23 protein-coding genes are annotated in these 23,428 nt (G+C 66.1%); 12 read left to right on the top strand and 11 right to left on the bottom strand.

All coding sequences use genetic code 11. The annotated features are described in order from the left end of the window. Nucleotides 1-50: 50 nt before the first annotated feature. Nucleotides 51-1,349, top strand: coding sequence for a D-amino acid dehydrogenase (locus ACUTR7_RS10425; RefSeq protein WP_373847304.1), 1,299 nt, complete (start codon nt 51-53; stop codon nt 1,347-1,349). A gap of 33 nt (nt 1,350-1,382) precedes the next feature. Here the strand turns inward: ACUTR7_RS10425 and ACUTR7_RS10420 are convergent, their stop codons facing one another. The 3 genes from ACUTR7_RS10420 to nikR all read right to left on the bottom strand — a co-directional run bounded on the left by ACUTR7_RS10420 (nt 1,383) and on the right by nikR (nt 4,722). Next, entirely contained in the window at nt 1,383-2,099 is a 717-nt protein-coding gene (locus ACUTR7_RS10420; RefSeq protein ID WP_445608779.1) for a DUF4198 domain-containing protein, read from the bottom strand. An 11-nt stretch (nt 2,100-2,110) separates the two neighbouring features. Continuing rightward, nucleotides 2,111-4,174, bottom strand: a complete 2,064-nt coding sequence (locus tag ACUTR7_RS10415) for a TonB-dependent receptor (protein WP_445608778.1) — start codon at nt 4,172-4,174, stop codon at nt 2,111-2,113. A gap of 89 nt (nt 4,175-4,263) precedes the next feature. After that, the gene (gene nikR / locus ACUTR7_RS10410) at nt 4,264-4,722 is read right to left on the bottom strand and encodes a nickel-responsive transcriptional regulator NikR (RefSeq protein WP_034392370.1); all 459 of its coding nucleotides are present in this window, start codon (nt 4,720-4,722) and stop codon (nt 4,264-4,266) included. A 246-nt stretch (nt 4,723-4,968) separates the two neighbouring features. Here nikR and ACUTR7_RS10405 point away from each other — a divergent pair, with 246 nt between their 5' ends. Continuing rightward, entirely contained in the window at nt 4,969-5,328 is a 360-nt protein-coding gene (locus ACUTR7_RS10405) for a hypothetical protein (protein WP_088165118.1), read from the top strand. On the opposite strand, the gene ACUTR7_RS10400 is transcribed toward ACUTR7_RS10405, so the two are convergent. After that, a complete protein-coding gene (locus ACUTR7_RS10400) occupies nt 5,321-6,874 on the bottom strand; it encodes an MFS transporter (RefSeq protein ID WP_445608777.1) in 1,554 nt (517 codons plus the stop codon). The genes ACUTR7_RS10405 and ACUTR7_RS10400 overlap by 8 nt on opposite strands. A 139-nt stretch (nt 6,875-7,013) precedes the next feature. Here ACUTR7_RS10400 and ACUTR7_RS10395 point away from each other — a divergent pair, with 139 nt between their 5' ends. Next, nucleotides 7,014-7,901 carry a LysR family transcriptional regulator gene (locus ACUTR7_RS10395; protein ID WP_445608849.1) on the top strand — a complete coding sequence of 296 codons (888 nt, stop codon included), beginning with the start codon at nt 7,014-7,016 and terminating at the stop codon, nt 7,899-7,901. 19 nt (nt 7,902-7,920) lie between these two features. On the opposite strand, the gene ACUTR7_RS10390 is transcribed toward ACUTR7_RS10395, so the two are convergent. Beyond that, on the bottom strand, nt 7,921-8,421 hold the full coding sequence (locus ACUTR7_RS10390; protein ID WP_445608776.1) for a DUF2938 domain-containing protein: 501 nt from the start codon (nt 8,419-8,421) through the stop codon (nt 7,921-7,923). Between the two features lie 114 nt (nt 8,422-8,535). Here ACUTR7_RS10390 and ACUTR7_RS10385 point away from each other — a divergent pair, with 114 nt between their 5' ends. Further along, nucleotides 8,536-9,207 carry an ArsR/SmtB family transcription factor gene (locus tag ACUTR7_RS10385; protein ID WP_071955213.1) on the top strand — a complete coding sequence of 224 codons (672 nt, stop codon included), beginning with the start codon at nt 8,536-8,538 and terminating at the stop codon, nt 9,205-9,207. Here ACUTR7_RS10385 and ACUTR7_RS10380 read toward each other — a convergent pair. From ACUTR7_RS10380 to ACUTR7_RS10370, 3 genes are all read right to left on the bottom strand, one after another. After that, nucleotides 9,204-9,818, bottom strand: a complete 615-nt coding sequence (locus ACUTR7_RS10380; RefSeq protein ID WP_445608775.1) for a TetR/AcrR family transcriptional regulator — start codon at nt 9,816-9,818, stop codon at nt 9,204-9,206. The two genes, ACUTR7_RS10385 and ACUTR7_RS10380, sit on opposite strands and share 4 nt — an antisense overlap. Then, a complete protein-coding gene (locus tag ACUTR7_RS10375; protein WP_445608774.1) occupies nt 9,811-10,410 on the bottom strand; it encodes a dihydrofolate reductase family protein in 600 nt (199 codons plus the stop codon). Before ACUTR7_RS10375 ends, ACUTR7_RS10380 begins: the two co-directional genes overlap by 8 nt. Before the next feature lie 74 nt (nt 10,411-10,484). After that, on the bottom strand, nt 10,485-11,336 hold the full coding sequence (locus ACUTR7_RS10370; RefSeq protein WP_088165517.1) for an EamA family transporter: 852 nt from the start codon (nt 11,334-11,336) through the stop codon (nt 10,485-10,487). A gap of 109 nt (nt 11,337-11,445) precedes the next feature. Between ACUTR7_RS10370 and ACUTR7_RS10365 the strand changes: the two genes are divergently transcribed. The 5 genes from ACUTR7_RS10365 to ACUTR7_RS10345 all read left to right on the top strand — a co-directional run bounded on the left by ACUTR7_RS10365 (nt 11,446) and on the right by ACUTR7_RS10345 (nt 16,020). Beyond that, nucleotides 11,446-11,988, top strand: coding sequence for a MarR family winged helix-turn-helix transcriptional regulator (locus ACUTR7_RS10365; RefSeq protein ID WP_013802916.1), 543 nt, complete (start codon nt 11,446-11,448; stop codon nt 11,986-11,988). Between the two features lie 97 nt (nt 11,989-12,085). Then, nucleotides 12,086-12,301, top strand: coding sequence for a hypothetical protein (locus ACUTR7_RS10360; RefSeq protein ID WP_445608773.1), 216 nt, complete (start codon nt 12,086-12,088; stop codon nt 12,299-12,301). Between the two features lie 377 nt (nt 12,302-12,678). Further along, nucleotides 12,679-13,170: a response regulator transcription factor gene (locus tag ACUTR7_RS10355; protein ID WP_097202665.1), complete on the top strand. Its 492-nt coding sequence runs from the start codon at nt 12,679-12,681 to the stop codon at nt 13,168-13,170. A gap of 449 nt (nt 13,171-13,619) precedes the next feature. Further along, the gene (locus tag ACUTR7_RS10350; protein ID WP_043825568.1) at nt 13,620-14,933 is read left to right on the top strand and encodes a hypothetical protein; all 1,314 of its coding nucleotides are present in this window, start codon (nt 13,620-13,622) and stop codon (nt 14,931-14,933) included. A 76-nt stretch (nt 14,934-15,009) separates the two neighbouring features. Continuing rightward, nucleotides 15,010-16,020: a hypothetical protein gene (locus tag ACUTR7_RS10345; RefSeq protein ID WP_097202667.1), complete on the top strand. Its 1,011-nt coding sequence runs from the start codon at nt 15,010-15,012 to the stop codon at nt 16,018-16,020. 145 nt (nt 16,021-16,165) lie between these two features. Here the strand turns inward: ACUTR7_RS10345 and gstA are convergent, their stop codons facing one another. Next, nucleotides 16,166-16,798, bottom strand: a complete 633-nt coding sequence (gstA, locus tag ACUTR7_RS10340) for a glutathione transferase GstA (RefSeq protein ID WP_445608772.1) — start codon at nt 16,796-16,798, stop codon at nt 16,166-16,168. Nucleotides 16,799-16,948: 150 nt separating this feature from the next. Between gstA and ACUTR7_RS10335 the strand changes: the two genes are divergently transcribed. Then, a complete protein-coding gene (locus ACUTR7_RS10335) occupies nt 16,949-17,272 on the top strand; it encodes a winged helix-turn-helix transcriptional regulator (RefSeq protein ID WP_445608771.1) in 324 nt (107 codons plus the stop codon). 117 nt (nt 17,273-17,389) lie between these two features. On the opposite strand, the gene ACUTR7_RS10330 is transcribed toward ACUTR7_RS10335, so the two are convergent. Together ACUTR7_RS10330 and ACUTR7_RS10325 are read right to left on the bottom strand one after the other, a co-directional pair. Further along, a complete protein-coding gene (locus ACUTR7_RS10330; RefSeq protein ID WP_445608770.1) occupies nt 17,390-18,316 on the bottom strand; it encodes an alpha/beta hydrolase in 927 nt (308 codons plus the stop codon). Between the two features lie 366 nt (nt 18,317-18,682). Then, nucleotides 18,683-20,884 (bottom strand): methyl-accepting chemotaxis protein, encoded by a 2,202-nt coding sequence (locus tag ACUTR7_RS10325; protein WP_445608769.1) that lies wholly within the window; start codon nt 20,882-20,884, stop codon nt 18,683-18,685. Nucleotides 20,885-21,139: 255 nt separating this feature from the next. On the opposite strand from ACUTR7_RS10325, the gene ACUTR7_RS10320 reads away from it, so the two are divergent. Both ACUTR7_RS10320 and ACUTR7_RS10315 read left to right on the top strand, forming a co-directional pair. Beyond that, nucleotides 21,140-22,003 (top strand): LysR family transcriptional regulator, encoded by an 864-nt coding sequence (locus ACUTR7_RS10320; RefSeq protein ID WP_445608768.1) that lies wholly within the window; start codon nt 21,140-21,142, stop codon nt 22,001-22,003. 96 nt (nt 22,004-22,099) lie between these two features. Then, nucleotides 22,100-23,257 (top strand): agmatine deiminase family protein, encoded by a 1,158-nt coding sequence (locus ACUTR7_RS10315; protein WP_445608767.1) that lies wholly within the window; start codon nt 22,100-22,102, stop codon nt 23,255-23,257. Nucleotides 23,258-23,428: the final 171 nt, after the last annotated feature.

The following is a 23,428-nucleotide window of genomic DNA, read 5'->3' as shown; positions in this document are numbered from 1 at the left end:
TCATCGTCAATAGACTTTGATTTCATCTTGTTGACCTGGCGGTGAATCGTATGAAAGTCCTTGTTCTTGGCGGCGGTGTCATCGGCGTGACCAGTGCGTACTACCTGGCGCGGGCCGGTGCCGAGGTCACGGTGCTGGACCGGCAGGATGCGCCCGCGTCCGAAACCAGCTTTGCCAACGCGGGCCAGGTCTCGCCCGGCTACTCCACGCCCTGGGCGGCGCCCGGCATTCCGCTCAAGGCCCTGAAGTGGATGCTGCAGGAACACGCGCCGCTGGCCGTGCGCCTGGACGGCAGCCTGTTCCAGTTGCGCTGGATGGCGCAGATGCTGCGCAACTGCTCTGCCCAGCGCTACGCCGTCAACAAGGAACGCATGATGCGCGTGGCCGAGTACAGCCGCAGCTGCCTGCAGCAGCTGCGCGCCGACACCGGCATTGCCTACGAGCAGCGCACGGGCGGAACGCTGCAGCTGTTCCGCACCCAGGCCCAGCTGGACGCCGTGGAGCGCGATGTGGCCGTGCTGCGCGAATGCGCCGTGCCCTACGAACTGCTGGACCGCGACCAGCTCGCCCAGGTGGAGCCCGCGCTGGCCCAGGCGCGCGACCGGCTGACCGGCGGCCTGCGCCTGCCCAAGGACGAGACCGGCGACTGCCACCGCTTCACCAATGAATTGGCCCGCATCGCCACCGGCCTGGGCGTGGAGTTGCGCTTCAACCAGAACGTGGATGGCCTGGTGGTCGAAGGCGGCCGCATTGCCGGCGTGCGCGTCAATGGCGAACTGCTGACCGCCGACCGCTATGTGATGGCCTTCGGCAGCTACTCGCGCCAGGCGCTTGAGCCGCTGGGGCTTGACCTGCCCGTCTACCCCGTCAAGGGCTATTCGCTCACCGTGCCGCTGGGCAACCCGGCGCTGGCGCCGCAGTCCACGGTGCTGGACGAGACCTACAAGATTGCCGTCACCCGCTTTGACGACCGCATCCGCGTGGGCGGCATGGCCGAGCTGGGCGGGTTCGACCTGCGCCTGGACCCGCGCCGGCGCGCCACGCTGGAGCTGGTGGTCAACGACCTGTTCCCGGGCGGCGACGTGGCGCGTGCCAGCTTCTGGACCGGGCTGCGGCCCATGACGCCGGACGGCACGCCCATCATCGGCGCCACGCGCTATGCCAACCTGTTCCTGAACACCGGCCACGGCACGCTGGGCTGGACCATGGCCTGCGGCTCGGGCCGCCTGATCGCCGACCTGATCACCGGCCGCAGTCCGGAAATCAGCACCGACGGCCTGGCCCTGGACCGCTACACGCACCGGCCGGCCCGGCACCTGGGGGGCAGCTCCACCCCCGTGTCCGCCTGAGCGTACTGAGCGCGGCCGGGCACCGCCCCCACTTCAATGCGCTGAGAACCCCAGCAGGTATTCGTAGCTGAGGCTGGTGGTGCGCGCGTCGCCTGCCACGGGCAGGCGCACGATGGCCAGCAACTGGTTCATGCCGGCACGCGGTGTGACGGTCACCAGGCCGTCGGCATCGGTTGCCAGTGGCGGGCCGCTTTCTCCCAGCGACACGCGCACGCCGGCCCGAGGCTGGCCGTTCAGCAGCACCTGGAATTGCTGGGGCTCGCCCGCGTGGGGCGAGCGGCGGGTCCGGGCGACGATCTCCAGGGTCTGGCCCAGCTTCTCGCGGGTGACCGGGCCCCATTCGAGGATGGTCTTGTGGAACTTGAGCGCATGCACGCCACTGGTGGCACCGGGGTTCTCGGTCATGGGCTTTTCAACCATCGGCCCCTCGCCCACGCGGCTGAAAAATCCGTTGTCGAAATGCGCGGCCAGCAGCGCGGCCTTGCGGGCCGGCGTGGCGCGGGCACCGCCGGGCACGGGCTGCACGGCCACGTCGATGCGGCGGCCGCGCGCGTCATACGCCTCAACGCTCTTGAGCTTGCCGGCCGCAAAGTTCTCCAGCTTGCCCTCATGGCCGCCGAATTGAACGGTGTAGGCGCCGTCGGCATCGGGCTCCAGCCAGACGTTGTGGGCCTGGGCCAGCGGTGCGCAGGCCAGCAGGACCACGAATGCGGCGGTTGCAACGGATGCGAAACAGGGGTTGGATTTCATTTCTTGCTTCCTCAAAACTGTGTCTGCACGCCGACCTTGAGCGTGCGCGGCGCGCCGGGCGCGAACAGCGGCACGCCGCGGATGACCGAGGCCGACGTGGCATAGGCCTTGTCCCCCAGGTTGGAGACCACGGCATAAATGCGGCTGCGCGCCGAAGGCAGGCGCCAGCTCAGGCCCAGGTCCCAGGTGGCGTAGCCGCCGTAGAACACGCTGTTGTCGGCCGTGACGGCATAGCGGCCCACGCGGCGCCAGGTGAGCGTGCCCTCCCACTGCGCCAGCGGGCGCCAGGCCAGGCCCACGGTGGCCGTCTGCCGGGGCACGCCGGCCACCTGGTTGCCGACCAGGGCCGGGTTGCCGTTCTCGGTCACGCGCGAATGGGCGCTGCCCCAGGCCAGTTGCAGGTCCAGGTTCTTGCGCACCGCCCACAGCGCGCTGGCCTCCAAGCCCGTGCGGCGCGTGGCGCCGAAGTTCTCGTACACGCCGGGCGCCACGTTGCGGATCTCGCCCGAGGACAGCATGCGATAGGCGGCCACATCCAGCACCAGGCCCGGCATGGGCTTGATCTGCGCGCCCACTTCGGTCTGCCGAAAGATATTGGGGTCCAGCCGCGCAGCGCCCAGCGCGTACTTGGCGAAATCGCTGGCCAGCGCAAATCCCTCGGACCAGCTGGCGCGCAGCAGCACACCCGGCGCCACCTGCGAGCGCAGGCCCAGCTTGGGGCTGGCATGCGCCGTGCGCGCCAGCGGGCCGCAGGGGTCGCTGCCCGTTTCGGGGCCGTTGGGACGGCAGCCGCCCGTGAAGCGGTCCCAGCGCAGGCCGGCGGACAGCTGCAGCAGGCGGTGAACGGGCGCATCCACCTCGGCAAAGGCCGAGAGGGTGTTGAGCCTGGAATTGCGGTCGTCAATGGCTGCGCCCGTGCGCTCGCGCCATTGCAGGCCGTCGTAGAACTGGTAGTCGGTGGATTCGCGCACGGCCTCCAGCCCGGCCACCCAGTTGAGCGGGGTCAGCGCCGTGACATGGCGGCCATTGAGGCTGGTGCCGGCGCCGTAGACGGCGCGGTCATAGCTTTCCTCGCGCTGGCGCCACTGCAGTGCGTCGATGGGCCGGCTGAACCAGCGCGTGAAGCTTTGCTGCGTGGTGTAGGCATGGCCCAGCCAGGTCAGCCGGGGCGAGAGCGCGTACTGCACATCGGCCCGCAGCGTGGCGAAGTTCTTGCGCGTGCCATCGTTCATGGCGCGCGGGTCCATGCCTTGCGGATCGCGCGCGAACTGCCCCGCTGTCAGGTACGACGGCGAATCGCCCTCACCATGGTGCAGCCGTGCCGACAGCGCCACCTCCAGCTGCGGCGTGAGCCGCTTGCTCCAGCGCAGGGATGCCGTGCTGCGCTGCATTTGCGACTGCGCGCGGAAACCGTCCGTGCGGTAGTGCTGGGCCGCCAGGTTCAGGAACTCGCCATCGCCCGGCTTCAACCCCAGCGCCGCCTGAGCGTCCAGCGTGCCGTGCGAGGCCAGGCTCACGTCGGCCTCGCGGTAGGGGGTGTAGTCGCCCTGCTTGCGCGTCTCTATCGCCATCAGCCCCGCGCGGTTGAAGTTGCCGTACAGCGCGGACACGGGACCCTTGTAGATGCTGATGCGCTCCATCTCCAGCGGCACGATCACGCCCAGGTCCACATAGCCGTCGGCATGCGACATGGCCTCATTCAGGGGAATGCCGTCCAGCACCACGCCCACGTCGCCGCCATGACCCCCACCGCCGAAGCCGCGCATGACGATGGCGTCACCCACGCCGGACAGCTGGTAGTTCTGCACATTCATGCCCGGCACCTGGCGCAGCAGCTCCTGCGGATGGCTGACATGGGCGTTGGCGATGTCCTCGGCCTCGATCACGCTGGTGGTGTAGGCGGCCGAGGCGCCGCGCGCGGTCTGGCCCTTGACCTCGACAGGCTGCAGGCTGGCCGTGGCGTCGCCCGCCTGCTGTGCACCGACATGGTGAATGCAACCCAGGCCCAGCAGGCCAGCTGCTGCAATCTGGTGCACGGCAAGGCGCCGGGAAGGGGAATTCAGGGGATGTGTCATGCGTTTCCAGGAGTTGTATGAAGAAAAAAGCAAACTTCATACCGACCTGCATGACAGGGGCTGCGCAAGGCGCCCGGCCCCGGGCTGGCTCAATCGTCGTGCGAATGCGGATGGTGGTGCGCGTGATCGTGCCCGCCAGGCTCTGCCCTGCGCACCATCACCACGTTGAGCTGGCCGTGGTGCACGCCGCGCTCGGCCGTGATGGTGTCGGCAAAGCGCCGCACGGCGCTGGCCGGGCCGCGCAGCATGACGGTTTCAATGCATTGCTCGTGGTCCAGGTGCACATGGGTGGTGGCCATGTGCAGCTCATGGTGGTCATGCTGCAGGCTGGCCAGGCGCTCGGACAGGTCGCGCTCGTGGTGGTTGTAGACATAGGACAGGTTGGCCACGCACAGGCCGTCGGCGTCCTCGCGCTCGCGCACCTGGGCCAGGTGGGCGCGCAGCACGTCGCGGATGGCCTCGGAGCGGTTGTCGTAGCCGCGCGCGGCGATCCATGCGTCGAAATCACGGGCCAGGTCGTCGTCGATGGAGATGGTGAAGCGTTCCATGGGCAGCAGAAGTGGGGAAACAGGTGGCGGGAACAAAAAAGGTCGGCATCACGCAGGATGTGCCCGGCCATTGTCCGGCCATCCAGGCCGGTGCCCTGCATGCAACACCCGCGCCAATCACTGTCGGCGCAGGCTGGCAATAGCGACAAACCACCACGGTCATGCTTTGTTCACATTCGCGCAATATCCGGTTACCCTGATCGAGGTTGCGCAGTGCGCACCGTCGATCGCTGAAAGGGGCGCGGCATGCAGTATTCATTCGATCAGCTTCTGGACATGCTGCTGTCCCTGCTGGAGGCTGCGCCCGCCTGTTCCTCGCGCGAACAGTCCTTCGAGCAGCTGCGCACGCTGTGGCTTCAGACCCACAGCTATTTCGCGGCCCCCGAGACCGAGCTGCGCCGCCTCGCCGGACGCAGGCTGGTCGAACTCCACGGCTGGAAGGATCTGGACAAGGACCCCTGCTACCTGGACCACGATCCCGGCAACGGCAGCGCCCTGCGCATCTACCTGCACCGCGATGGTGGCATGGTGATACAGCGCCTGCAGGGCGATGGCCGGCAGATCCTGTTCTCGCGCCTGGGCGTGCAGTTGCAGCCTGCTAGCTGAGCCTGCGCGCGGCCTGCGGGGCCAGTTGCTCCGGGGAAGACACGGCCCGGCCCTTGCGCTCCAGCAGCCACAGCACGGCCAGCGCCGTGACCACCGCCAGCCCTGCCAGCAGCAGCAACAGATCGTGGAAGGCCGCGCCGTACACCTGCGCAAGCAAGCCGTCCTGCCCCGGCAGCGCCTGGGCGGCGCGCGCCAGATCGGCCTGGGCCAGTTGCCCGGCCATCTCGCGCCGCAGGCCTGCATCGGGCGACAGCCCGACAAGCCGCCCCTCCACCAGCACCGCCAGCACGGCGCCCGCCACGGCCAGGGCCACGCCGTCCGCCGAGATGCGCACGGTGTTGAAGATGCCCGTGGCCATGCCCACGCGGTCTGGCGCCACGGTGCTCACGGCCAGCCCGTCCATCAGGCCCCAGGGCAGGCCAATGCCGGTGCCTATCAGCAGCAAGGGCAGCGCCAACACCGGACCGGCGCCCTGCCCGAAGGCAGCCGCCAGCCACCACAGGCCCGCCGCGGCCAGCAGCAGACCGGCCGCCGACAGCCGGCCCGGGCTGATCCAGCGCGACAACAGGCCCACCAGCAGGGCCGCCAGCAGCGGCACCACCAGCAAGGGCGCCGCCAGCCAGCCCATCATGCGGCCCGCCGCCAGCGGGCTGAGGCCCTCCACGCCAATGAAGCGCCCGGGCAGCATGACCACCAGAGAGATGAACAGAAACGCCGGTGACGCCGCCAGCAGCTGCACGCCCAGAAAGCGTGGCTGCGAGAACAGCGACAGATCCAGCAACGGACGGGCCACGCGCCGCTGCACCGCCACGAAGACCACGAACAGCACGGCGGACAGCGCCAGCGGCCCCAGCACCTCGGCATGGAGCCAGCCGCGCTCGGGCACCATCAGCACGCCGTAGGTGAAACCGCCCAGGGCCAGGGTGAACAGGGCTGCGCCCAGCCAGTCGGGCCGGTCGGCAGACACGGCTTCATCGCGCCGCGCGCTGGCCATCACCATGGGCAGGCCCAGCAGCGCCACCAGCCCCGTCCCATGGAACACCCAGCGCCAGCCCAGGCTGTCCACCATCAGGCCCGACGCCCAGGGGCCGAAGGCCAGGCCCAGGCCAAAGGTCGTGCCCAGCAGGCTGAAGGCCCGCATGCGCGCCGCGCCCTCGAACAGCGGCGCCAGCGAGGACATGGCCGCCGCAAAGGCCACCGCACCGCCCAGCCCCTGCAGCAGACGCAGCCCATCGGCCCAGCGCAGATCGGTTGCCAGGCCCACGCCAAAGCTCAGCAGGCCGAACCAGGCCAGCCCCAGCAGCCACAGGCGGCGCCGGCCATGAATGTCGGTCAGGCTGCCGGCCACCATCATGGCGCTGCCGTAGCTCAGGATGTAGGCATTCATGATCCAGCCCAGCTGGGAGGGCGTGCCGCCCAGCTCGGCATGGATGGAAGGCAGGGCCACGGCCGGGCCCGTGAAGCTCAGGGGAATCAGCAGCCCCGTCAGGCAGACGGCCAGCAGTTGCAGCCATTTGAGGGGGTTGCCGCGAGAGAGGGAAGACATGGTTTGTGCGCCATTTCAAGAAACGACCGCCAGCGTAGGCCCGTCTTCATCTGAGACAATCTATCTTTATTTCCGAACACTTGAGACACATGAGTCTCAAATCATCTTCTTCACACACCTCTTCACACAGCGCATGGAAATAGACAGCCTGGGCAGCATCGGCCTCTTTGTGCGCGTGGCCGAGCGGCTGGGCTTCTCTGCCGTGGCGCGCGAACTGGGGCTGTCGCCCTCGGCCGTGGGCAAGGCCGTGGCGCGGCTGGAGGAGCGCCTGGGCGTGCGCCTGTTCAACCGCAGCACGCGCACGCTGGCACTCACGGCCGAGGGCGAACGCTTTCTGGAGCGCTGCCGGCGCATCCTCTGCGAGGTCGAGGCCGCGCAGCAGGAACTGCGCCATGCTGGCGAGCGGCCCCAGGGCCGGCTCAAGGTCAGCCTGCCACGCCACTGCGGTTTGTTCGAGCAGGCGCTCTCGGACTTCCTGCTGGAGTACCCCGAAGTCGAACTGGACCTGAATTTCTCGGACCATCTGGCCGATGTGATCGGCGACGGCTTTGACGTGGCCATACGCGCCGCGCCGCTGCAGGACTCGGGCCTCAAGCACCGGCGGCTGGGCGGCTTCCGGCGCGTGCTGGTGGGCTCGCCCGCTTATTTCCAGCGCCATGGCAGGCCGGTGCAACCTGCCGACCTGGTCCGCCACCAATGCCTGCACTACCGCTATCCGGCCACCGGCCGGCTGGAGCGCTGGCCCTTGGGAAATGACGACGACACCGCCCCGCCCGCGCTGCCCTCCAGCGTGGTCTGCAACAGCGTGGAGATGCGCATCTTCCTGGCGCTGCGCGGCCAGGGCATTGCCTGCCTGCCGGACTTCACCGTGGCCCGGCAGCTTGAGCAGGGCCTGCTGCAGACCGTGCTCGACCCGTTCACCGCCAACGCCCAGGGCACGGTCTGGATGGTCTGGCCCCCGGGCCGCGACCTCTCGCCCAAGGTCAGGGCCTTTCTCGAATTCATGGCGCACAGGCTGTTTGCCTGAACCGGGTCAGCGCATCCGCTCAGCCCCTCAGTTGCGAGACGGCCCAGGCCGCGATGAACAGGCCCAGGCCGAACACCGTGTGCGCCATCAGGCTGCGCAGCCGCGCCACGGCGGGCTTGGGTGTCTTGCGGGCAAACAGCCCCGCCCCCATGCACGGCTGCAGCGCCAGGAAGGGTGCGGCCACGGTGAACACGCCCCAGGCCAGGGCCGGCCACAGCGTGGGCGCCCGGGCCCAGCCCTCACCCGCCAGGGCCAGCAGGGCTGCCGCAAAGGCGATGCCGATCGCATAGTGCGCCACCCAGCCCAGGGCCTTCTCACCCGCCACCGGCGCGGACCGGCCGATGCCGGCATGCACCAGCCGGCCGCGCGGCAGATGGCCCAGCCAGCGGCCCACCATGGCGTAGTCCAGCGAAGGCACGCCCCACAGACGCTGCAGCAGCAGCGCCCACACATCCATCACCAAGGTCGCGCCTGCGCCCGTCAGCACGGCGCGCAGCAGGAATTCCGGCACATCCAGCATGTCTTTCCACTCTCTTGCAGGGTTGCAGCGGCCTCCTTGGATGCCACCGCATGCACAATGAACAATACATTCAATTAATTGATTGAATGTTTGCGTGATGCTAGGCTATCCCCCATGAATCCGTCAAGCAGCCCTGTACCGATCGAGGCCTTCCCCGACCTGGCCGACCTGGCGCGCACCCTGGGCCATGCCCACCGCCTCACCTTGCTGAGCCATGCGGCCGAAGGCGAGCAGCCCGTGGAGCGCCTGGCCGAGCTGTGCGGGCTGTCCGTGGCCAACACCTCCCAGCACCTGCAGCACCTCAAGCGCGCGGGCATGGTGCTCACACGGCGCGAGGGCAAGCATGTGCTGTACCGGCTGGGCGACGGGCCCATCACCGGCATCATCGATGCGCTGCACGACTATCTGCAATTCCGCCACGCCGAGATCCGCGCCGTGGTCTCCGACAGCCTGCGCCAGCGTGACCGCCTGCAAGCCGTTGCGCTGGACGAGCTGCTGCAGCGCATGCAGATGGACGACACCATCGTGCTGGACGTGCGTCCGCCAGCGGAATTCGCCCAGGGCCACCTGCCCGGGGCCGTCAACATTCCCCTGGAAGCGCTGGAAGGCGAGCTGGACGCGCTGCCGCCCGACAAGGACATCGTGGCCTATTGCGGTGGCCAGTACTGCGTGCTCTCGGCCAATGCCGTCACGGCGCTGCGCGCCAGCGGCCGGGAGGCGCGGCGCTTCGAGGCAGGCTTCACCGGCTGGCAACAGGCCGGCCTGCGCGTGGAGGCCGGCGCCTAGCGCAGCAGCCGCGCCAGCCCCTGCTCGAACCGGCCATGCAAGGCCTGCGCGCCCTCGCCCGACAGGGCCAGCGCCAGCGCATGGCCATGCGTGTAGTCGATCAGCAGGTCCAGCAGCACGGCGGCATCGCCCTCGTTTTCGCCGGGCTCGCACTGCTGCACCTCGCCGCGCAGCCGCTGCGTGAAGGCCGCCAGCGAATCGGTGAACAGGGCCGGGTCGCCCAGAATGCACACCGTCAGCGCCGGATGGCGGCGCACGCGCTCCATGTAGCCCGCCAGCAGCGCCTGCACGCGCTGCGCCGGCGCAAGCCCGGGCTGCGGTTCGGCCAGCGGCTGGCCATGCACGCGCTCCACCAGGCTGCGCATCAATTCCTGCTGGTCGCCCACATGGTGGATCACCGACATGGGCGTAATGCCCAGCTGCCGCGCCAGCGGCCGCAGGCCAAAGCCCTGCGCGCCCACGGCCTCCAGCAAGGCCAGCCCGGCATCCAGCACCTGATCGCGGCTGAGCGAGCGCCCGGCCGAGGGGCGCCCGCGCCGTACAGCCTGTGCAGTCGATACAGCCGGTACAGCCGATACAGCCGGTACAGCCGATACAGCCGGCTCACTCATCGCCGCCACCGTTGCGCACCATGACCCGGCCACCCGCCTCCACCCGGTAGCGCGTGCTCACCATGCCGCTGGGATAGGCCTGGGAGGCCAGGCAGGCCAGGCGCAGATCGCAGCCGATATCACCAAACAGCGGCCGCCCCGCGCCGATCAGCACGGGCACGCGGGTGATCGTCATCTCGCCAATCTCGCCGGCCGCCAGAAACGCGCGGATCACGGCTCCGCCGTCGATATAGGCGCTGCCCCAGCCCTCGGCCCGCAGCTCGGCCACCAATTGGGCAGGCTGGGCGGACGTGATGCGCAACTTGCCGCGCAGGTGCACAGGCACATCGCCCGCGCCCAGCGTGCGGCTCATCACCACCACGGGCTTGTCGAACGGCCAGGACTCGAAGCCGAGCACGCTTTCATAGGTGGAGCGGCCCATGACGATGCCGTCCACCGTCTTCATGAAGGCCGCGTAGCCGTAGTCCTCGCCACCATCGCCCCCGGCCGGCAGCCAGTCCAGCGAACCATCGGGCCGGGCAATAAAACCATCCACCGAAGTGGCGATGAAGACCTTGCCGAATGCATTGCTGAGGGCTTTTGCGGGTGCCATGGTGATCTCTCCATCCAATTAAACATACACCGTATGATAAATAATCCGCTGCCCCTTGCCAACCGTTCCCACGCTCAGGCGCCGCGCGAAGCAGACCACTGCACCGCCAGCACGCTGGCCAGCACCACCAGCAGGCCCAGGAAGGACATGCCCGTCATGGACTGCGACAGCAGCGCCCAGCCCAGGACCACGGCGGTGAGCGGACTCAGCAGGCCCAGCGAAGACACGGCCACCGAAGGCAGGCGCCCGATGCCGCGAAACCACAGCACATAGGCCAGCAGCGCGCCGGCAAGACACAGGTAGGCATAGGCGCCCAGCTGGGTGAGCGACAGCGCGGGCAGCGGCGCATCCACCCACCAGGCCAGCGGCAGCAGCATCAGCCCGCCAAACAGCAGTTGCCAGCCCGTCAGCGCCAGCACCGGCAAGTCCACGCGCCAGCGCCGCGTGAGCCAGGTGCCGGCCGCCATGCACACCGCACCCGCCAATGCCGCAGCCATGCCCACGGGCTCGAACACCGTCTGCGGCGACAGCAGCAGCACCGCCATGCCCGCAATGCCCGCCACGGCGGCCCACAGCGTCAGCCGCGCGGGGACCCGCCCGTCCACGCCCCAGGCCAGCGCCATCACCAGCAGCGGCTGCACGGCACCCAGCACGGCCGCCAGCCCGCCCGGCAGCCGGTAGGCCGCCACAAACAACAGCGCCTGGAACACGCCGATGTTCAGCGCGCCCAGCACCAGCAGCCGCCACCAGCCCGAGCCCACGGGCAGCCGCCGCGTGAACAGCACCAGCAGCAGTCCGGCCGGCAGCACGCGGATCAGCGCAGCCGTGAACGGACGGTCTGGCGGCAGCAATTCGGAAGTGACGATGTAGGTGGAGCCCCAGATGGCGGGCGCCAGCGCGGTCAGCAGGATGTCGCGCCAGGACATGGCGGGGCTGGCCGAGGGTGCGGAAGAAGAGGATGGCGAGGAGGACATGGCATTTATCTTCAATTCAAGACAAATCCATTATGCACGACTTATCTTAAAATCAAGACAAATGCCGAAACCCACCCTCCCCCGCCTGCCCGACCGGGTAGACACCATCCTCGAACAATGGGCGCGCGAACGCCCCGACCTGGACGCCAGCCCCATGGGCCCCATAGGCCGCATCAAGCGCTGCGCCGCCCTGCTGGAGCAGCGGCTGGAAGAGTGCTTTGCCCGCTTCGGCATGACCATGTGGGAATTCGACGTGCTGGCCACGCTGCGCCGCTCGGGCGCGCCCTTCTGCCTCACGCCCACGGCCCTGTTTTCCACGCTCATGGTCACCTCGGGCACCATGACCCATCGCATGAAAAGCCTGGAGACGCGCGGCCTGGTGCAGCGCCTGCCCAACCCGCAGGACGCGCGCAGCATGCTGGTGCAGCTCACCGACCAGGGGCTGGAGCTGATAGACCGCGCCGTGGAAGCGCACCTGGACAACGAGCGCGCCATGCTGGCGCCCATGCCCGTTGCCGAACTGGCCGCGCTGGACCAGCGGCTGTCCCTGCTGCTGCGCGTGCTGGAGGGCGGGCCTGACGAGGGCGCCCGCCCTGCCCCCTGAACTGGCGTATATCCAGGTCGTTGGAACTGGCGACGGTCGTGGTGCTCACGCCCTTCGTCATGACCCGGGAACGCTTTTGGCAAAAGAGGTGCTTCCCTTGAAGCACGTCGCAGGCACCCAGCCGCTTCTCGATACGCCATGGCAGGAATTGCTTACCCGCATGTCTCAAGACCTGCGCAACAGCCCGCATCCTGAACTCGGCTGGGCAATGCCAGAAAATCCTGATCACGCAAGCGCGATCCACAGAAGACCATTGGCTTTCCCACAATCTCCTGCAAAAACCTTGGTGTCGAATTTTTGTAGCCAGATGTAATGATTTCACCAAAGATTTCCACTAAGATGTCCATTCCAACGGTGAAATGGCGATAACAGATTCTCAAACGACTTTGATACTCCCTCAACGCACCACACCATCTTGATAATGGTTTACTAATCTCCCGCCTTGGATACAAAAGGCTGCCACAGGCTGAATGCGCGCGATTTTCAATCGTCCAATGTTCAGGCTTTTTCGGCTGATCCTTTACCGCACAATTTTCACACGAATGGCATGACGTCAGTTTACTCAGGCGGTAAACAGGCGGTTTAGCCAGTTATTCAATCTTTCAAACGGCACTGTGCAAAGCAGTCTCGCCGAGGCTTCGGCGTGGAATGGCCCTATGGCATCGGCACATAAAAAATGGGAGACATACCATGGATAGATCGGAAATAGTTTTGGCAAATAGCGAATGCCATCTCGATGCTGCGCATCCAATAGCAGATGAAGTCATCGCGTCTGCGCTCACTGCGCGCGAAATCGATGTACTCGAAGCGATGGCCAAAGGCCTTGGTTGCAAGGACATTGCGCACACGCTGGGCATCAGCGAACACACGGTACGCAAGCACCGCAGCAATATGTGCACGCGGCTGGGCCTGCGCAATGCCGTAGAACTCGTCACGCATGCCAGGCGGCACGGCTGGTTGAGCGCTGCCCGCTCACCGCTCCCTCTGTCTCCCCGCGAGCAGGAAGTGATGGTGCACGTGCTGGCGGGCCAGACCAGCAAGGAGATCGCACGTTCGCTTTACCTCAGCGACTTGACCGTGCGCAAGCATCGCGAAAACATTCTGCGCAAACTGGGCCTGACAAGCACCGCCCAGTTGCAGACATTTGCGCCAACGGCAACTCGCAATGGCGGCAGCATCTGATATCCAGGCCAGCGCGCATCGCCTGCCCGTGCTCACCGAATACGACATTGGAAGTATTCCATCCTCCTGATGCAATTGGGCATGATGAGTCCAACGAATACTTATGACGGCTTCAGCAGGCGCCAGTGCATTCCAGGTTTGCGCGGTTGATATGGAATATCCGCGCGAGCCTTGAAAGGCTGCAAAGGCTCATATCCCTTCACCTCTTCGCCTCTACGGTCAGCGTCCGTCGAGGCATCTTCCCGGCGCCCACGTGTCGGATTCCTGCACGCAACTCAAAGGAGTATCCCGCCATGAACCACTCTTCGCGGTCACCACCTGATATTTCTCCCGGGCACCCCATGCCTTAGGCCCAATACCGGGCAATCATTCTCATTGGCAAAGAAAAGCGTTCATGACTTCAAACCTCATGTCGCTCCCTATTCATTCAATTTCAGGAATTGCACGCCATGTCAGATCAAGCCATGTTCAGCCAGTTGTACAACGCCCTTGTCGATAATCTCGGCACCCCGAATTTCCAGTTGCTTGGCACCCCCAAGGACTTCAGCTGGGGCACGGCTCCGACCGGGCAATGGGACGCGGCGGCCTATCAGGTCGTGAGCGGCATGCCGCAGTGGTCTGCGATCGGTCAGTACGGCAGCCTCGATGCAACGCTCTTCGACGCCGTTCGCCAGATCTTCGGTCACGTGACATTCAAGGTCAGCCCCGAGCAGCAGGCCGATCAGACAGCGCTGGCCAACCTGTGCGTCCAGAAAAGCAATGCGATCGTCAAGGCCAACAGCGACATGAACCAGGTCTACCTGAGTGCAAAGCAGAACGGCGGCTTGATATTCGCGGCCCGCTACCCTGACATCAGCACGTGGATCAACAACGCGCCGGAGGCTGCTGCCTACATTACGACCATCCAGGCGGCCACCAACGCCTACAACCAGGCGGTCAAGATGAAGATGGAGCTGGAGCGGGCCAGCATGCCCAGCGATCTGCAGCGCGCCATCGACATGATGCAGACGCCGTCGGGCGACCCCGCCACGAACAACGCACCGGCAGGCTGGACCAAGGTGCCGGATGGCGCGGGCATCCTGCGCTGGCAGCCGGACTTCCACATCGACACGAACGGCGCGGACTGGCGCGCATCGCTCAGCAACGGCAGCGCAGGCGCGTTCTCGATCGCGATGAAATCTTCGCAATCGAGCAGCGACTTCAAGTCCTCGTTTGCCAAGGGCTCGACCAGCGTTGGCAACTTCTTCTGGAGCGTCAACGCATCGGGCGGCTGGAGCAAGTCCGACCTGTTCAACCAGGACTCGAGCTCGGCAGTGAAGATCAGCTGCGAGTCCTCCACGCGCGTGAAGGTGAATCCGGGCGACTGGTACCCGGGCGGCTTCATGAGCGAACTGGCCAAGGCACAGCAGGGGCCGAACGGCCAGGGCTACACCATCGTCGCCCCTTGGGTGGCCAACGGCGGCCCGGGATCGAGCTCCCTGTTCGGCCCGAACGGCATCGTCGCGGCACGGGTGTCCGAGCTGCTGGTCGTCTACAAGCCTTCGTTCGAGATCACGATGAGCGCCAACACCTACCAGCAGAACAAGCAGGCCTTCGAGGCCAGCGCGGGTGTGCGCATCGGACCCTTCACCTTCGGTGGCACGGGCGGGCACCAGTCCGAGTACACCAAGAGCACCGCACAGGCCAATACCTTCAAGGGAAGCAGCACCTCGGTGAACCCGCAAATCATCGGCGTGATCGTCGACTTCCCGGGCATCCACTGACCTGAAGACCAGCGGGTGGGCGGGACTGGCGGGTCCCGCCCACCCCGCCCACCCCCGTCAACCGGAGACAGCGTTCATGAACGTGATCCATCAGTTCCTCGGCGGCCTGGCTGATCTGGTGCCTCCGCCCCCAAGGGCCCCAAGCGTATCGAGCGGGCCGAAAACCGGCATGGTGTTCAAGCGCTCGGCATCCATTTCGGCGCCGCTGGTGCGGGGGCAGATGCTGATGCCGGTGACCGCGTGGAACTGGCCGGATCCAGTGACCGGCACCATGGCCGACGCGCAGTTTCTCTTTGCAGATACGGTGCCCCAGTCCGCTGCCAATGGCGCGCTGTACCAAGCGTCGGGGCGCAGCTTTTCGCAGGGATACAAGACCTTTCTGCAGGTACTCGAAGCCTGCAAATTTCCCTATCAGTCGATGCTTGCAGGCGCCATGCAGAAGATGGCAACGCCTGCGGGCGAACCTGCATACTCGCCCACTCCGGTGGGATGGACCAAGGTGTACGAGACCGGCTACCTCCAGTGGAAACCGATCTGGACACTGCCCAAGAGTTCGTCGGAGTGGAGCGCAGCAGTGGCTGTCGGCACGATCGCAAACCCCGGCACCTTGCGCTTGAATCTCAACGACACATCCGGCGCAGGGCCGCAGGCTCCGGCTTCCCTGCAGGCCCTGGACGCTTCCGGCCGCGTCCTTGCGCTACCCGCAGCTTCGCTGGAGACGGTCACGATCACCTCTGAATGCTGGGACCAAGTGCCGATCTACCCCGGCAGCTGGTACGACGCCTCGATGGTGGCGCTGGGTCGCGGCCTGGTGCCGGATGCAGGCGTATTCTTCGGGCCTGGCGGCCTGATGGCGTGCCGTGTGTCAACTTTCTACGTCGCGTTGAAGCCCCGCTTCGACTTCACTGCCGCAGCGCCAATCCCCGCCTCGCTGCGCCAGACGCTGGATGAGGCGGACACCGTGCAGGCCATGGGTGTGACGGTTCAGCGAGCAAGCGGAGACGGGCAGCCAAACCAGGCCTTGCGCCTCGTGAACACCGATCCTGCCCCCGTCATCGTGGCCGTGAGCCTTGAAACCTTGGCGTGATTCGTCACGTTCACATCACGTTCACGTCACGTCACGTCACGTCACGTCAGACGATTGCATTGGGCACCCGAGGGCCGCAAGGCGCAGGCTGCTTGCAATGAAGCAGCAAAGTGCTTGGTGGCTGAATACGTGGCGGCCCCCGGCCTTATCGCAGCCCTTCCGCCTGCAGCGCCTGGCGCACGGCAGGCCGCTCCCGCATCCGCGCGTACCAGTCTGCAAGATGCTCCAGGCCATCAAAGCGAATGCTCGTCTTGTAGACCGACTCCAGCCACGGCGCCTGCCCCCACTGCGTGAGCGCGTACAGATACGCATCGGCCACGGTGAAGCCATCGCCCATCAGGTAGCGCTTGCCGGCCAGTTGCGCGTTCACCCAGGCATACCGCTGCTCCAGCTTGGGCCTGGCCGTCTCCACGCCGTACTTTCCCGCCAGCACGGCATACAGCAGCGGGATGAAGCCCTTGTGGATCTCCGAGTTCAGAAAGGCCAGCCACTCCAGCAGCCGATAACGCTCCAGGCTGCCATGGGCCGGCGCCAGAAGCGACGCAGGCCGCAGGTCCGCCAGATACTGCAGAACGGCGGGCCCTTCCCGCAGCAGGCTGCCGTCGTCCAACTCCAGCAGGGGGACATAGCCGAACGGGCTGAGCGCACGGAAGTCCCTGCCGTCTTCCGTCTGGTGGGTCTTGTGGTCCACCCGGACCAGTTGGAAATCAAGCCCCAGCTCATTCAGGACAATGTGCGGCGCCAGCGAACAGGCGCCCGGCAGGTAATACAGCTTCATGGAATTTCTCTGGTGATGGAACAAGGGGCCTGCGCGTTCAGGCACAGCCCCTGGCCAATGTCATGCACCAGGGATAAATCTGGAAGAAGGCAATAAAACTGCCCATAGGTTAAAAAAATATACCTGCCGCCTGCCTATGATGAATGTGCTATGAAATCCAACATCTCCGGCTGCTCCGTGGAAGAAGCCATGCGCCTGCTGGGCGGCCGCTGGAGGCTGCTCATCGCCTCCTACCTCATCGACGGCCCCCGGCGATTCAACGACCTGCGCCGCGACATGCCCGGCATTTCCCAACGCTCCCTCACCCTGGACCTTCGCGCGCTGGAGGAAGCGGGCCTGGTCAAGCGCACCGTCTACCCCACGGCGCCGATCAAGGTGGAGTACGAATTGACCCAGGATGGGGAACGGCTCAAGCCGGTGGTGGGGGTGATGAAGGAGTTTGGGTTGTGGGTGAAGGGCAAGGCGCCAGGTTGAAGAGGACTGGTACCGACTGGTTGTGTCAGTTCGACCCGAAGCGGCCACCCGATTGCGCGCCGTCAGCGCCCGTGGCCAGCAAAGCCTTGCTGAAATGGGTCAACGCCATATGAGGGCTCAGCGCACTGGCAACAGGTACTTCAACCCCTGCGTGAAGCCACGTGGTGCGACGGTGAGATGGTCCTCATCGTTCAAGATCGCTGACTTTAGTTTCAAGCTCGGGTACTTCCTGCTCAGCAGAGCCGCTTCCAATGCGCGATTGTCGGCAACCATGTCCACCGTCTGGTTGTAGCGTCGATCACCTTTTCGCAAGGCCTCATAGGCACCGACATACAGGTATACGTTCGCCCTCAGGTCCTGATTCTGCTTGGCGTAACTCGCCTCGAGCTTCAAGGCATGCCGCTTGTCGTACCAGAGAGAGGGACTGCCGAGGATATAGCTGCTGAACATGCCAGGGTCGGTGAAAAGCACCTGTATTCCAAGCAGCGCGCCGTAGGAGTGGCCCAGAAAGATTGCTCTGGCAGAGTCTGCGCGATACCGATCGGTGATGAAGGGCTTTACCTGATCGCGCAGATATTTTTGATAGGCGCGCGCCTGACCATGTATCGAATTGGGTGATGCAGTACTTGGACCGTTGGGTGTCGGCGTGTAATCACGCTGGCGGCTGACACCGCCGTCCTCGCCCTTTCCATAGGACAAGCCGACGAGAATGAATTCCTCGATCTGCGGGCCTTCCACATTCAGGCGGCGCGCCAGCTGCCGAATGATGGGGAAAGCGTAGTCGGCGTCCGTCACATACAGCACGGGGTAACGTCGCTGTGGCTGGGTGGCGTAGGACGGTGGCAATGCAACGAAGACCTGGTAGCCGCGTTGGGAAATGGAATCGGGCACGTCCCATACCTCGCTGTCGGCGATCTCGTAAGGGTGTCCATCGCCAGACTGCACTTTTGGCGTCGATGGAGCCTGTGCGCGCACAGGAGCGACAAAGGCGCCGAGGCTGGCCAATAGAGAGATCAATACGGCATGCCGAAAACGTCGATGCATGTGGGTTCTTCGTCGATGAGCGCCGCCTGGCGCACGGGGATGACTCGGTCGATGATGACTGGCGTGCTTGCGCAGCAGTACTTACCGAATTCGACATGCTAGCGTGCTCGTACAGGCATTGGCCGCGATAGTGCTGTTCGTGTGTGTGTTGTCCTGATATATCGGGTTCAGCCGATGTCGGGAATATCGGCAGATATTGATCGCGTTCCAGCAGGACAGCTTACTTTTGGCGTCAATCTATCCGTTTGAATTGCCCTGCCCGGGCTTTGCGCCGCTGGAGGGCATGGAGACCATGCTGGCAATCGCTGCGCCGCCCCGGGCGCCCTGCCCGGCTCCGGGCCTGGGCTTCCCCAGCGGGCGCGGCGCTCAGAAGCTGTCCCAGTCGTCATCGGCCGTGGAGGCCATGGCAACGGACTTGGCGGTGGGCGTTCTTGCCGAAGCTGCGGGGGCTGCCGGCTTGGCCGTGGCAGACAGGGCGGCTCCGGGCGCCATGGACGATGCACGGGGCGATGCAACGCCGGCCGGCCTGGCGTTCCCGCTGGCACTGTCATCGGGACTGGGCGCGCTATTGGCTGCACGGGCCGCAGTCTGCAGCGGCGCACCGCTGCCGCCCGGCAGCCTGAAGACCGAGACCACGCGCACCAACTGATCCGACTGGTGGCGCAGGCCTGCGGCGGCGCCGGCCATTTCCTCGACCAGGGCGGCGTTCTTCTGCGTGGTCTGGTCGATGTGGGTGATGGCCTCGGCCACCTGGGCGACGCCGCTGTTTTGCTCGGCGCTGGCGTGGCTGATGTCCGAGATGAGCTGGGTGACCTTGCGGATTTCCTCCATGGCCTGCTCCATGGTTTCCCCGGCAAATGCGGCCTCCTGGTTGCCGGTGTGGATTTCGGCCACGCTGTGGCTGATGAGCTGCTTGATTTCCTTGGCGGCCTCGGCGCTGCGGCCTGCCAGGGCGCGCACTTCCTCGGCGACCACGGCAAAGCCCCGGCCATGCTCGCCCGCGCGGGCCGCTTCCACGGCGGCGTTGAGGGCGAGGATATTGGTCTGGAAGGCAATGGAGTCGATGACGCCGATGATGTCGGCGATCTTCTTGCTGCTGGCGTCTATGCCCTGCATGGTCTGCACGACCTTGCGCACGGCCTGCCCGCCTTCGGTGACGACGCGCTGGGCCTCGCGCGTGATGCGGTCGGCCGATTGCGCGTGGTCTGCGTTGTGGGCCACGGTGGAGCCCAGCTCTTCCATGGCGGCGGCGGTCTGCTCCAGCGCGCTGGCTTCGCTTTCGGTGCGTGCGGCCAGGTCCTGGTTGCCCTGGGCGATTTCCGCGCTGGCCAGGGCCACGCTGTGGGCCTGTTCGTTCACGCTGCCGACCACGCGCGTCAGGCCCGTGCTGGTGGTGTTCATGGCTTCCAGCAGGTGGCCGATTTCATCCTGGCGGTCGCTGGCGATGCGCACGGTCAGGTCGCCATCGGCAATGGCGTAGGCCATGTGGCTGGCCTGCTTCAAGGGGCGCACGATCATGCGGCGGATGAGCCAGAACCATGCCGCCGACAGCAGCAGCACGGCGCCCAGGCCCATGAGGGCGAACTGCAGGACCAGGCTGCGGGTCTCGGACACGGCTTCGTCCACGTAGGCGCTGGTGGCAATGACCCAGTTCCAGGGTGCGTATTGGCTGAAGACGACCAGCTTGTCGCGGGCCTGGGTTTCGCCCGGATTGGTCCAGGGATAGGCCATGCTGCCCTGCTTGCGGTCCAGCATGTCGCGGATGAAGAAGCGGCCATCGCCGTCCTTGGAATCGCTCATGTTCTGGCCTTCCAGGGCGGGATGCACGACCAGTTGGCCGCGCTGGGGGCCGTCTTCGGCATTGAGCACGTAGTAGTAGCCGGTCTGGCCCACCTTGAGCGCGCGGATGGAGTCCTTGAAGTGCTCCAGCAGTTGCGAGAAGTCCTGGCCCACGAAGGCGATGCCCACGGTGGCGCCGGAGGCGTCCTTGAGCGGGCGGTATTGCGTCATGTACTGGCGGCCGAACAGGTGGGCCAGGCCCATGTAGCTTTGGCCGGCCTGGATGGCGGCGTAGGCGGGGTGGGCGCGGTCCAGCCGGCTGCCCAGCACGGCCGCGCTCTGGTCGCCTTTCTCGTTTTTGAGCGTCGTGGCAATGCGCACGAAGTCGCCCTGCCCCTGGGCCGCAAACACGGTGGCCACGGCGCTGGTGCTGCGCGTGAAGGCCTGCAGGTGCGCATCGTTGCCGTTGAGCGGCTGGCCGTCCAGGCTCAGCACGGGTTCTCCGCCGCTGGTGTCCAGGCTGAGCGTTCCCTGCAGGCTGCGCGCCAGGCTGTCGGCCAGGAACTGGGTGCGCTGGCGCAGTTCCTTGTCGGTGGACTCGACGAAGTTGTGCAGCATCTGGACGCCCTGCTGCATCTCGTTGTGCATTTTTTTCTGCAGGGACTTGCTCACATCCCAGGCAATGCCCAGCACCAGCAGCGCCAGGATGGCGGCGACCCAGACAAAATTGGTGAGTGACAGCTTTGCGCCCAATCCTTGGCGGCGCCAGAAACGTTGACCGATGTGCATTGATGCATCTCCTGTGCGGCGTTGTGCGCCGCTGTTGTGCGCGCACAGGCGGGGAATGCCTGCGTGCCAAGCCATGCTGACCAAAGTCAAGCCCTGGTGATTCATGGGCCGAAGCGTATCGACGCTGCCGCATGCGGGATTTGAGATGGGTCAAGGAAGTAACCAAGTGTTGCAACGACAGCGCCCGGCCATCGCGCCCGGCTTGGGCTGGGTGCGTCGACAATTCCGGTTCCACCGCTTTGTCTGCCGTGCCCCATGTCCAATGCCCGCCTCCCCTCCTTCCGGTTCCTGATCGGCTTCGAGGCCGCAGCCCGCCTGGGCAATTACTCGCGCGCGGCAGAGGAGCTGTGCATTTCCCAATCCGCCGTGAGCCACCAGATTGCGCAGCTGGAGCAGCAGTTGGGCCAGCCGCTGTTCCGCCGCAAGGGGCGCGGCGTGGAGCTGACGGTGGCGGGCCGGCTGCTGCTGGACAGCGTGGGCAAGTCGCTGGACCAGATCCGCCACGGGCTCAGCCGCATAGAGACCTATATGGACGACAGCCTGGTCACCATCGTCTGCCCTGCCCCCGTGGCCAGCGGCTGGCTGCAGCCGCGCCTGGACGGCCTGCTGCGGCGCCACCCCCAGCTGTGCCCCATCGTCTCCACCGACGAGACGGCGCGCTACATCGACGAGCTGGATGTGGACATCGCCATTACCCGCGAGCCGCTGCGGCAGACCGATGTGCTGCAGGTGCCTCTGCTGGCCGACGAGCTGGTGGCCGTGCGCGCGCCCGGGCCGCACACAGGCGCCGGCCTGCTGTGCCTGGAGGAAGACCTGACCAGCGACCGCACCGGCCCCTTCATCCGCCAACACCTGGGCCGGCTGCGCAAGACCGCCATCTACGACGACGCACGCCTGCTGCTGGACGCGGCGCTGCGCGGGCGTGGCTGCGCCGTGGTGTCGCGCCTGCTGGCGGACGAGGCACTGGGCACGGGCCGGTTGCAGTTGGTGGAAGGCATCCCACCCTTTGCGCTGGGCCGCCTGTGGATGTCGCGCATAGAGGGGGAGCCTCGCATGGCGCTGGTGCGCGAGGTGTTCGACTACCTTGTGGAGCAGGCGGTGCCGCTTGCCAAAGCATGAGCTGGGTTGATTGATTGCGGCAAAAGATATCAATTTTCAGAATGAATACGGGCTCGGACAATCGCGGCATTCCCCCAAGCACCTGCTGAAGACACCATGCCTTACGCCCTTTCCCGCCGCTGCCTGCTGAACTGCCTGGGCCTGTCGCCCGTGGCGGCCCTGGCCGGCACCGCCGCCGCCCGCTCCACGGCAGCCCGTGCCGAAGGCAGCCGCCAGGACCCGGACAGCCTGGAGACCTGGCACATGCCCGACGAGGGCGAGCCGCACCAGTCCACCTGGATGTCCTTCGGCCCCAGCGAGAGGGTCTGGGGCCGCCGCCTGCTGGAGCCCGCGCGCGAGCACCTGGCCGGCATTGCGCGCGCCATTGCCGCCTTCGAGCCCGTGAACATGCTGGTGCGCGAGCGCGACTACGACCTGGCCGCGCGCCTGTGCGGCAACCGCGTGAAGCTGCATGTGCAGCCCGTGGATGACCTCTGGATGCGCGACACCGGGCCGGTCTTCGTGCGCAAGCTGGGCAGCGGCACTGGCAGCAGCAAGGGCGAACTGGCGGGCGTGGATTTCAACTTCAACGGCTGGGGTGAGAAGCAGGCGCATGACAACGATGCCGAGGTGGCAGGCTTTGTCACCGAAGCCGCCAACGTGCGCCACCTGGAGACCGCGCTGGTGCTGGAGGGCGGCGGCATCGAGGTGGACGGCCAGGGCACGGCCCTCATCACCGAAAGCTGCGTGCTCAACCCCAACCGCAATCCGGGCCTGTCGAAAAGCGCCTGCGAGGCTGAACTCAAGCGCCTGCTGGGCCTGCGCAAGATCATCTGGCTGCCCGGCATTGCGGGCCGCGACATCACGGACGGGCACACCGACTTCTATGCGCGCTTTGCCTCGCCCGGCGTGGTGGTGGCGGGCCTGGACGACGACCCGGACTCCTACGACTACGCCGTCACGCGGCGCCATCTGGACATACTGCGCCAGGCCACCGATGCGCGCGGGCAAAAGCTCAGCGTGCAGGTGCTCAAGGGCCCCTCGTCGGTGCGCAGCAAGCTGGAGTCCAGGGAGTTCGCGGCCGGCTACATCAACTTCTATGTGTGCAACGGCGCCGTGATCGCCCCGCAGTTTGGCGACGCCCGCGCGGACGCCAACGCCCGCTCCCTGCTGCGCGAGTTGTTTCCCCGCCGCGAGGTGGTGCAGCTGGACATCGACGCGATTGCCGCCGGGGGTGGCGGCATCCACTGCACGACGCAGCAGCAGCCGCTTTGATGCGCGCCGTACGGCAATAAGAATCGTCTTAACCTTGGCTGCGCAAGGCCGGGCAAGACTGGAGAGCGGTATATCGATCCGTTTTTTCCAGAAATGCAGCCAAAGAGAACGTCCCAGAAACTGTGCGACCCGTGCTACGAATTGCTGAGCAATACAAGCCTGTCAACGCCC

This window comes from Delftia sp. NA_296.1 (genome assembly GCF_052692095.1).
This window is presented reverse-complemented; position numbering and strand designations above follow the sequence as displayed.

Excerpts from the sequence above, each read along its gene's own strand:
- ACUTR7_RS10375 (WP_445608774.1), bottom strand. The coding sequence starts at position 10,410 with ATGGCACCCGCAAAAGCCCTCAGCAATGCATTCGGCAAGGTCTTCATC.
- ACUTR7_RS10420 (WP_445608779.1), bottom strand. The coding sequence starts at position 2,099 with ATGAAATCCAACCCCTGTTTCGCATCCGTTGCAACCGCCGCATTCGTG.
- ACUTR7_RS10390 (WP_445608776.1), bottom strand. The coding sequence starts at position 8,421 with ATGCTGGATGTGCCGGAATTCCTGCTGCGCGCCGTGCTGACGGGCGCA.
- ACUTR7_RS10400 (WP_445608777.1), bottom strand. The coding sequence starts at position 6,874 with ATGTCTTCCCTCTCTCGCGGCAACCCCCTCAAATGGCTGCAACTGCTG.
- ACUTR7_RS10350 (WP_043825568.1), top strand. The coding sequence starts at position 13,620 with ATGTCAGATCAAGCCATGTTCAGCCAGTTGTACAACGCCCTTGTCGAT.
- ACUTR7_RS10365 (WP_013802916.1), top strand. The coding sequence starts at position 11,446 with ATGCCGAAACCCACCCTCCCCCGCCTGCCCGACCGGGTAGACACCATC.
- ACUTR7_RS10425 (WP_373847304.1), top strand. The coding sequence starts at position 51 with ATGAAAGTCCTTGTTCTTGGCGGCGGTGTCATCGGCGTGACCAGTGCG.
- nikR (WP_034392370.1), bottom strand. The coding sequence starts at position 4,722 with ATGGAACGCTTCACCATCTCCATCGACGACGACCTGGCCCGTGATTTC.
- ACUTR7_RS10330 (WP_445608770.1), bottom strand. The coding sequence starts at position 18,316 with ATGCATCGACGTTTTCGGCATGCCGTATTGATCTCTCTATTGGCCAGC.
- ACUTR7_RS10355 (WP_097202665.1), top strand. The coding sequence starts at position 12,679 with ATGGATAGATCGGAAATAGTTTTGGCAAATAGCGAATGCCATCTCGAT.
- ACUTR7_RS10385 (WP_071955213.1), top strand. The coding sequence starts at position 8,536 with ATGAATCCGTCAAGCAGCCCTGTACCGATCGAGGCCTTCCCCGACCTG.
- ACUTR7_RS10335 (WP_445608771.1), top strand. The coding sequence starts at position 16,949 with ATGAAATCCAACATCTCCGGCTGCTCCGTGGAAGAAGCCATGCGCCTG.
- ACUTR7_RS10415 (WP_445608778.1), bottom strand. The coding sequence starts at position 4,174 with ATGACACATCCCCTGAATTCCCCTTCCCGGCGCCTTGCCGTGCACCAG.
- gstA (WP_445608772.1), bottom strand. The coding sequence starts at position 16,798 with ATGAAGCTGTATTACCTGCCGGGCGCCTGTTCGCTGGCGCCGCACATT.
- ACUTR7_RS10380 (WP_445608775.1), bottom strand. The coding sequence starts at position 9,818 with ATGAGTGAGCCGGCTGTATCGGCTGTACCGGCTGTATCGGCTGTACCG.
- ACUTR7_RS10405 (WP_088165118.1), top strand. The coding sequence starts at position 4,969 with ATGCAGTATTCATTCGATCAGCTTCTGGACATGCTGCTGTCCCTGCTG.
- ACUTR7_RS10320 (WP_445608768.1), top strand. The coding sequence starts at position 21,140 with ATGTCCAATGCCCGCCTCCCCTCCTTCCGGTTCCTGATCGGCTTCGAG.
- ACUTR7_RS10345 (WP_097202667.1), top strand. The coding sequence starts at position 15,010 with ATGAACGTGATCCATCAGTTCCTCGGCGGCCTGGCTGATCTGGTGCCT.
- ACUTR7_RS10325 (WP_445608769.1), bottom strand. The coding sequence starts at position 20,884 with ATGCACATCGGTCAACGTTTCTGGCGCCGCCAAGGATTGGGCGCAAAG.
- ACUTR7_RS10315 (WP_445608767.1), top strand. The coding sequence starts at position 22,100 with ATGCCTTACGCCCTTTCCCGCCGCTGCCTGCTGAACTGCCTGGGCCTG.
- ACUTR7_RS10370 (WP_088165517.1), bottom strand. The coding sequence starts at position 11,336 with ATGTCCTGGCGCGACATCCTGCTGACCGCGCTGGCGCCCGCCATCTGG.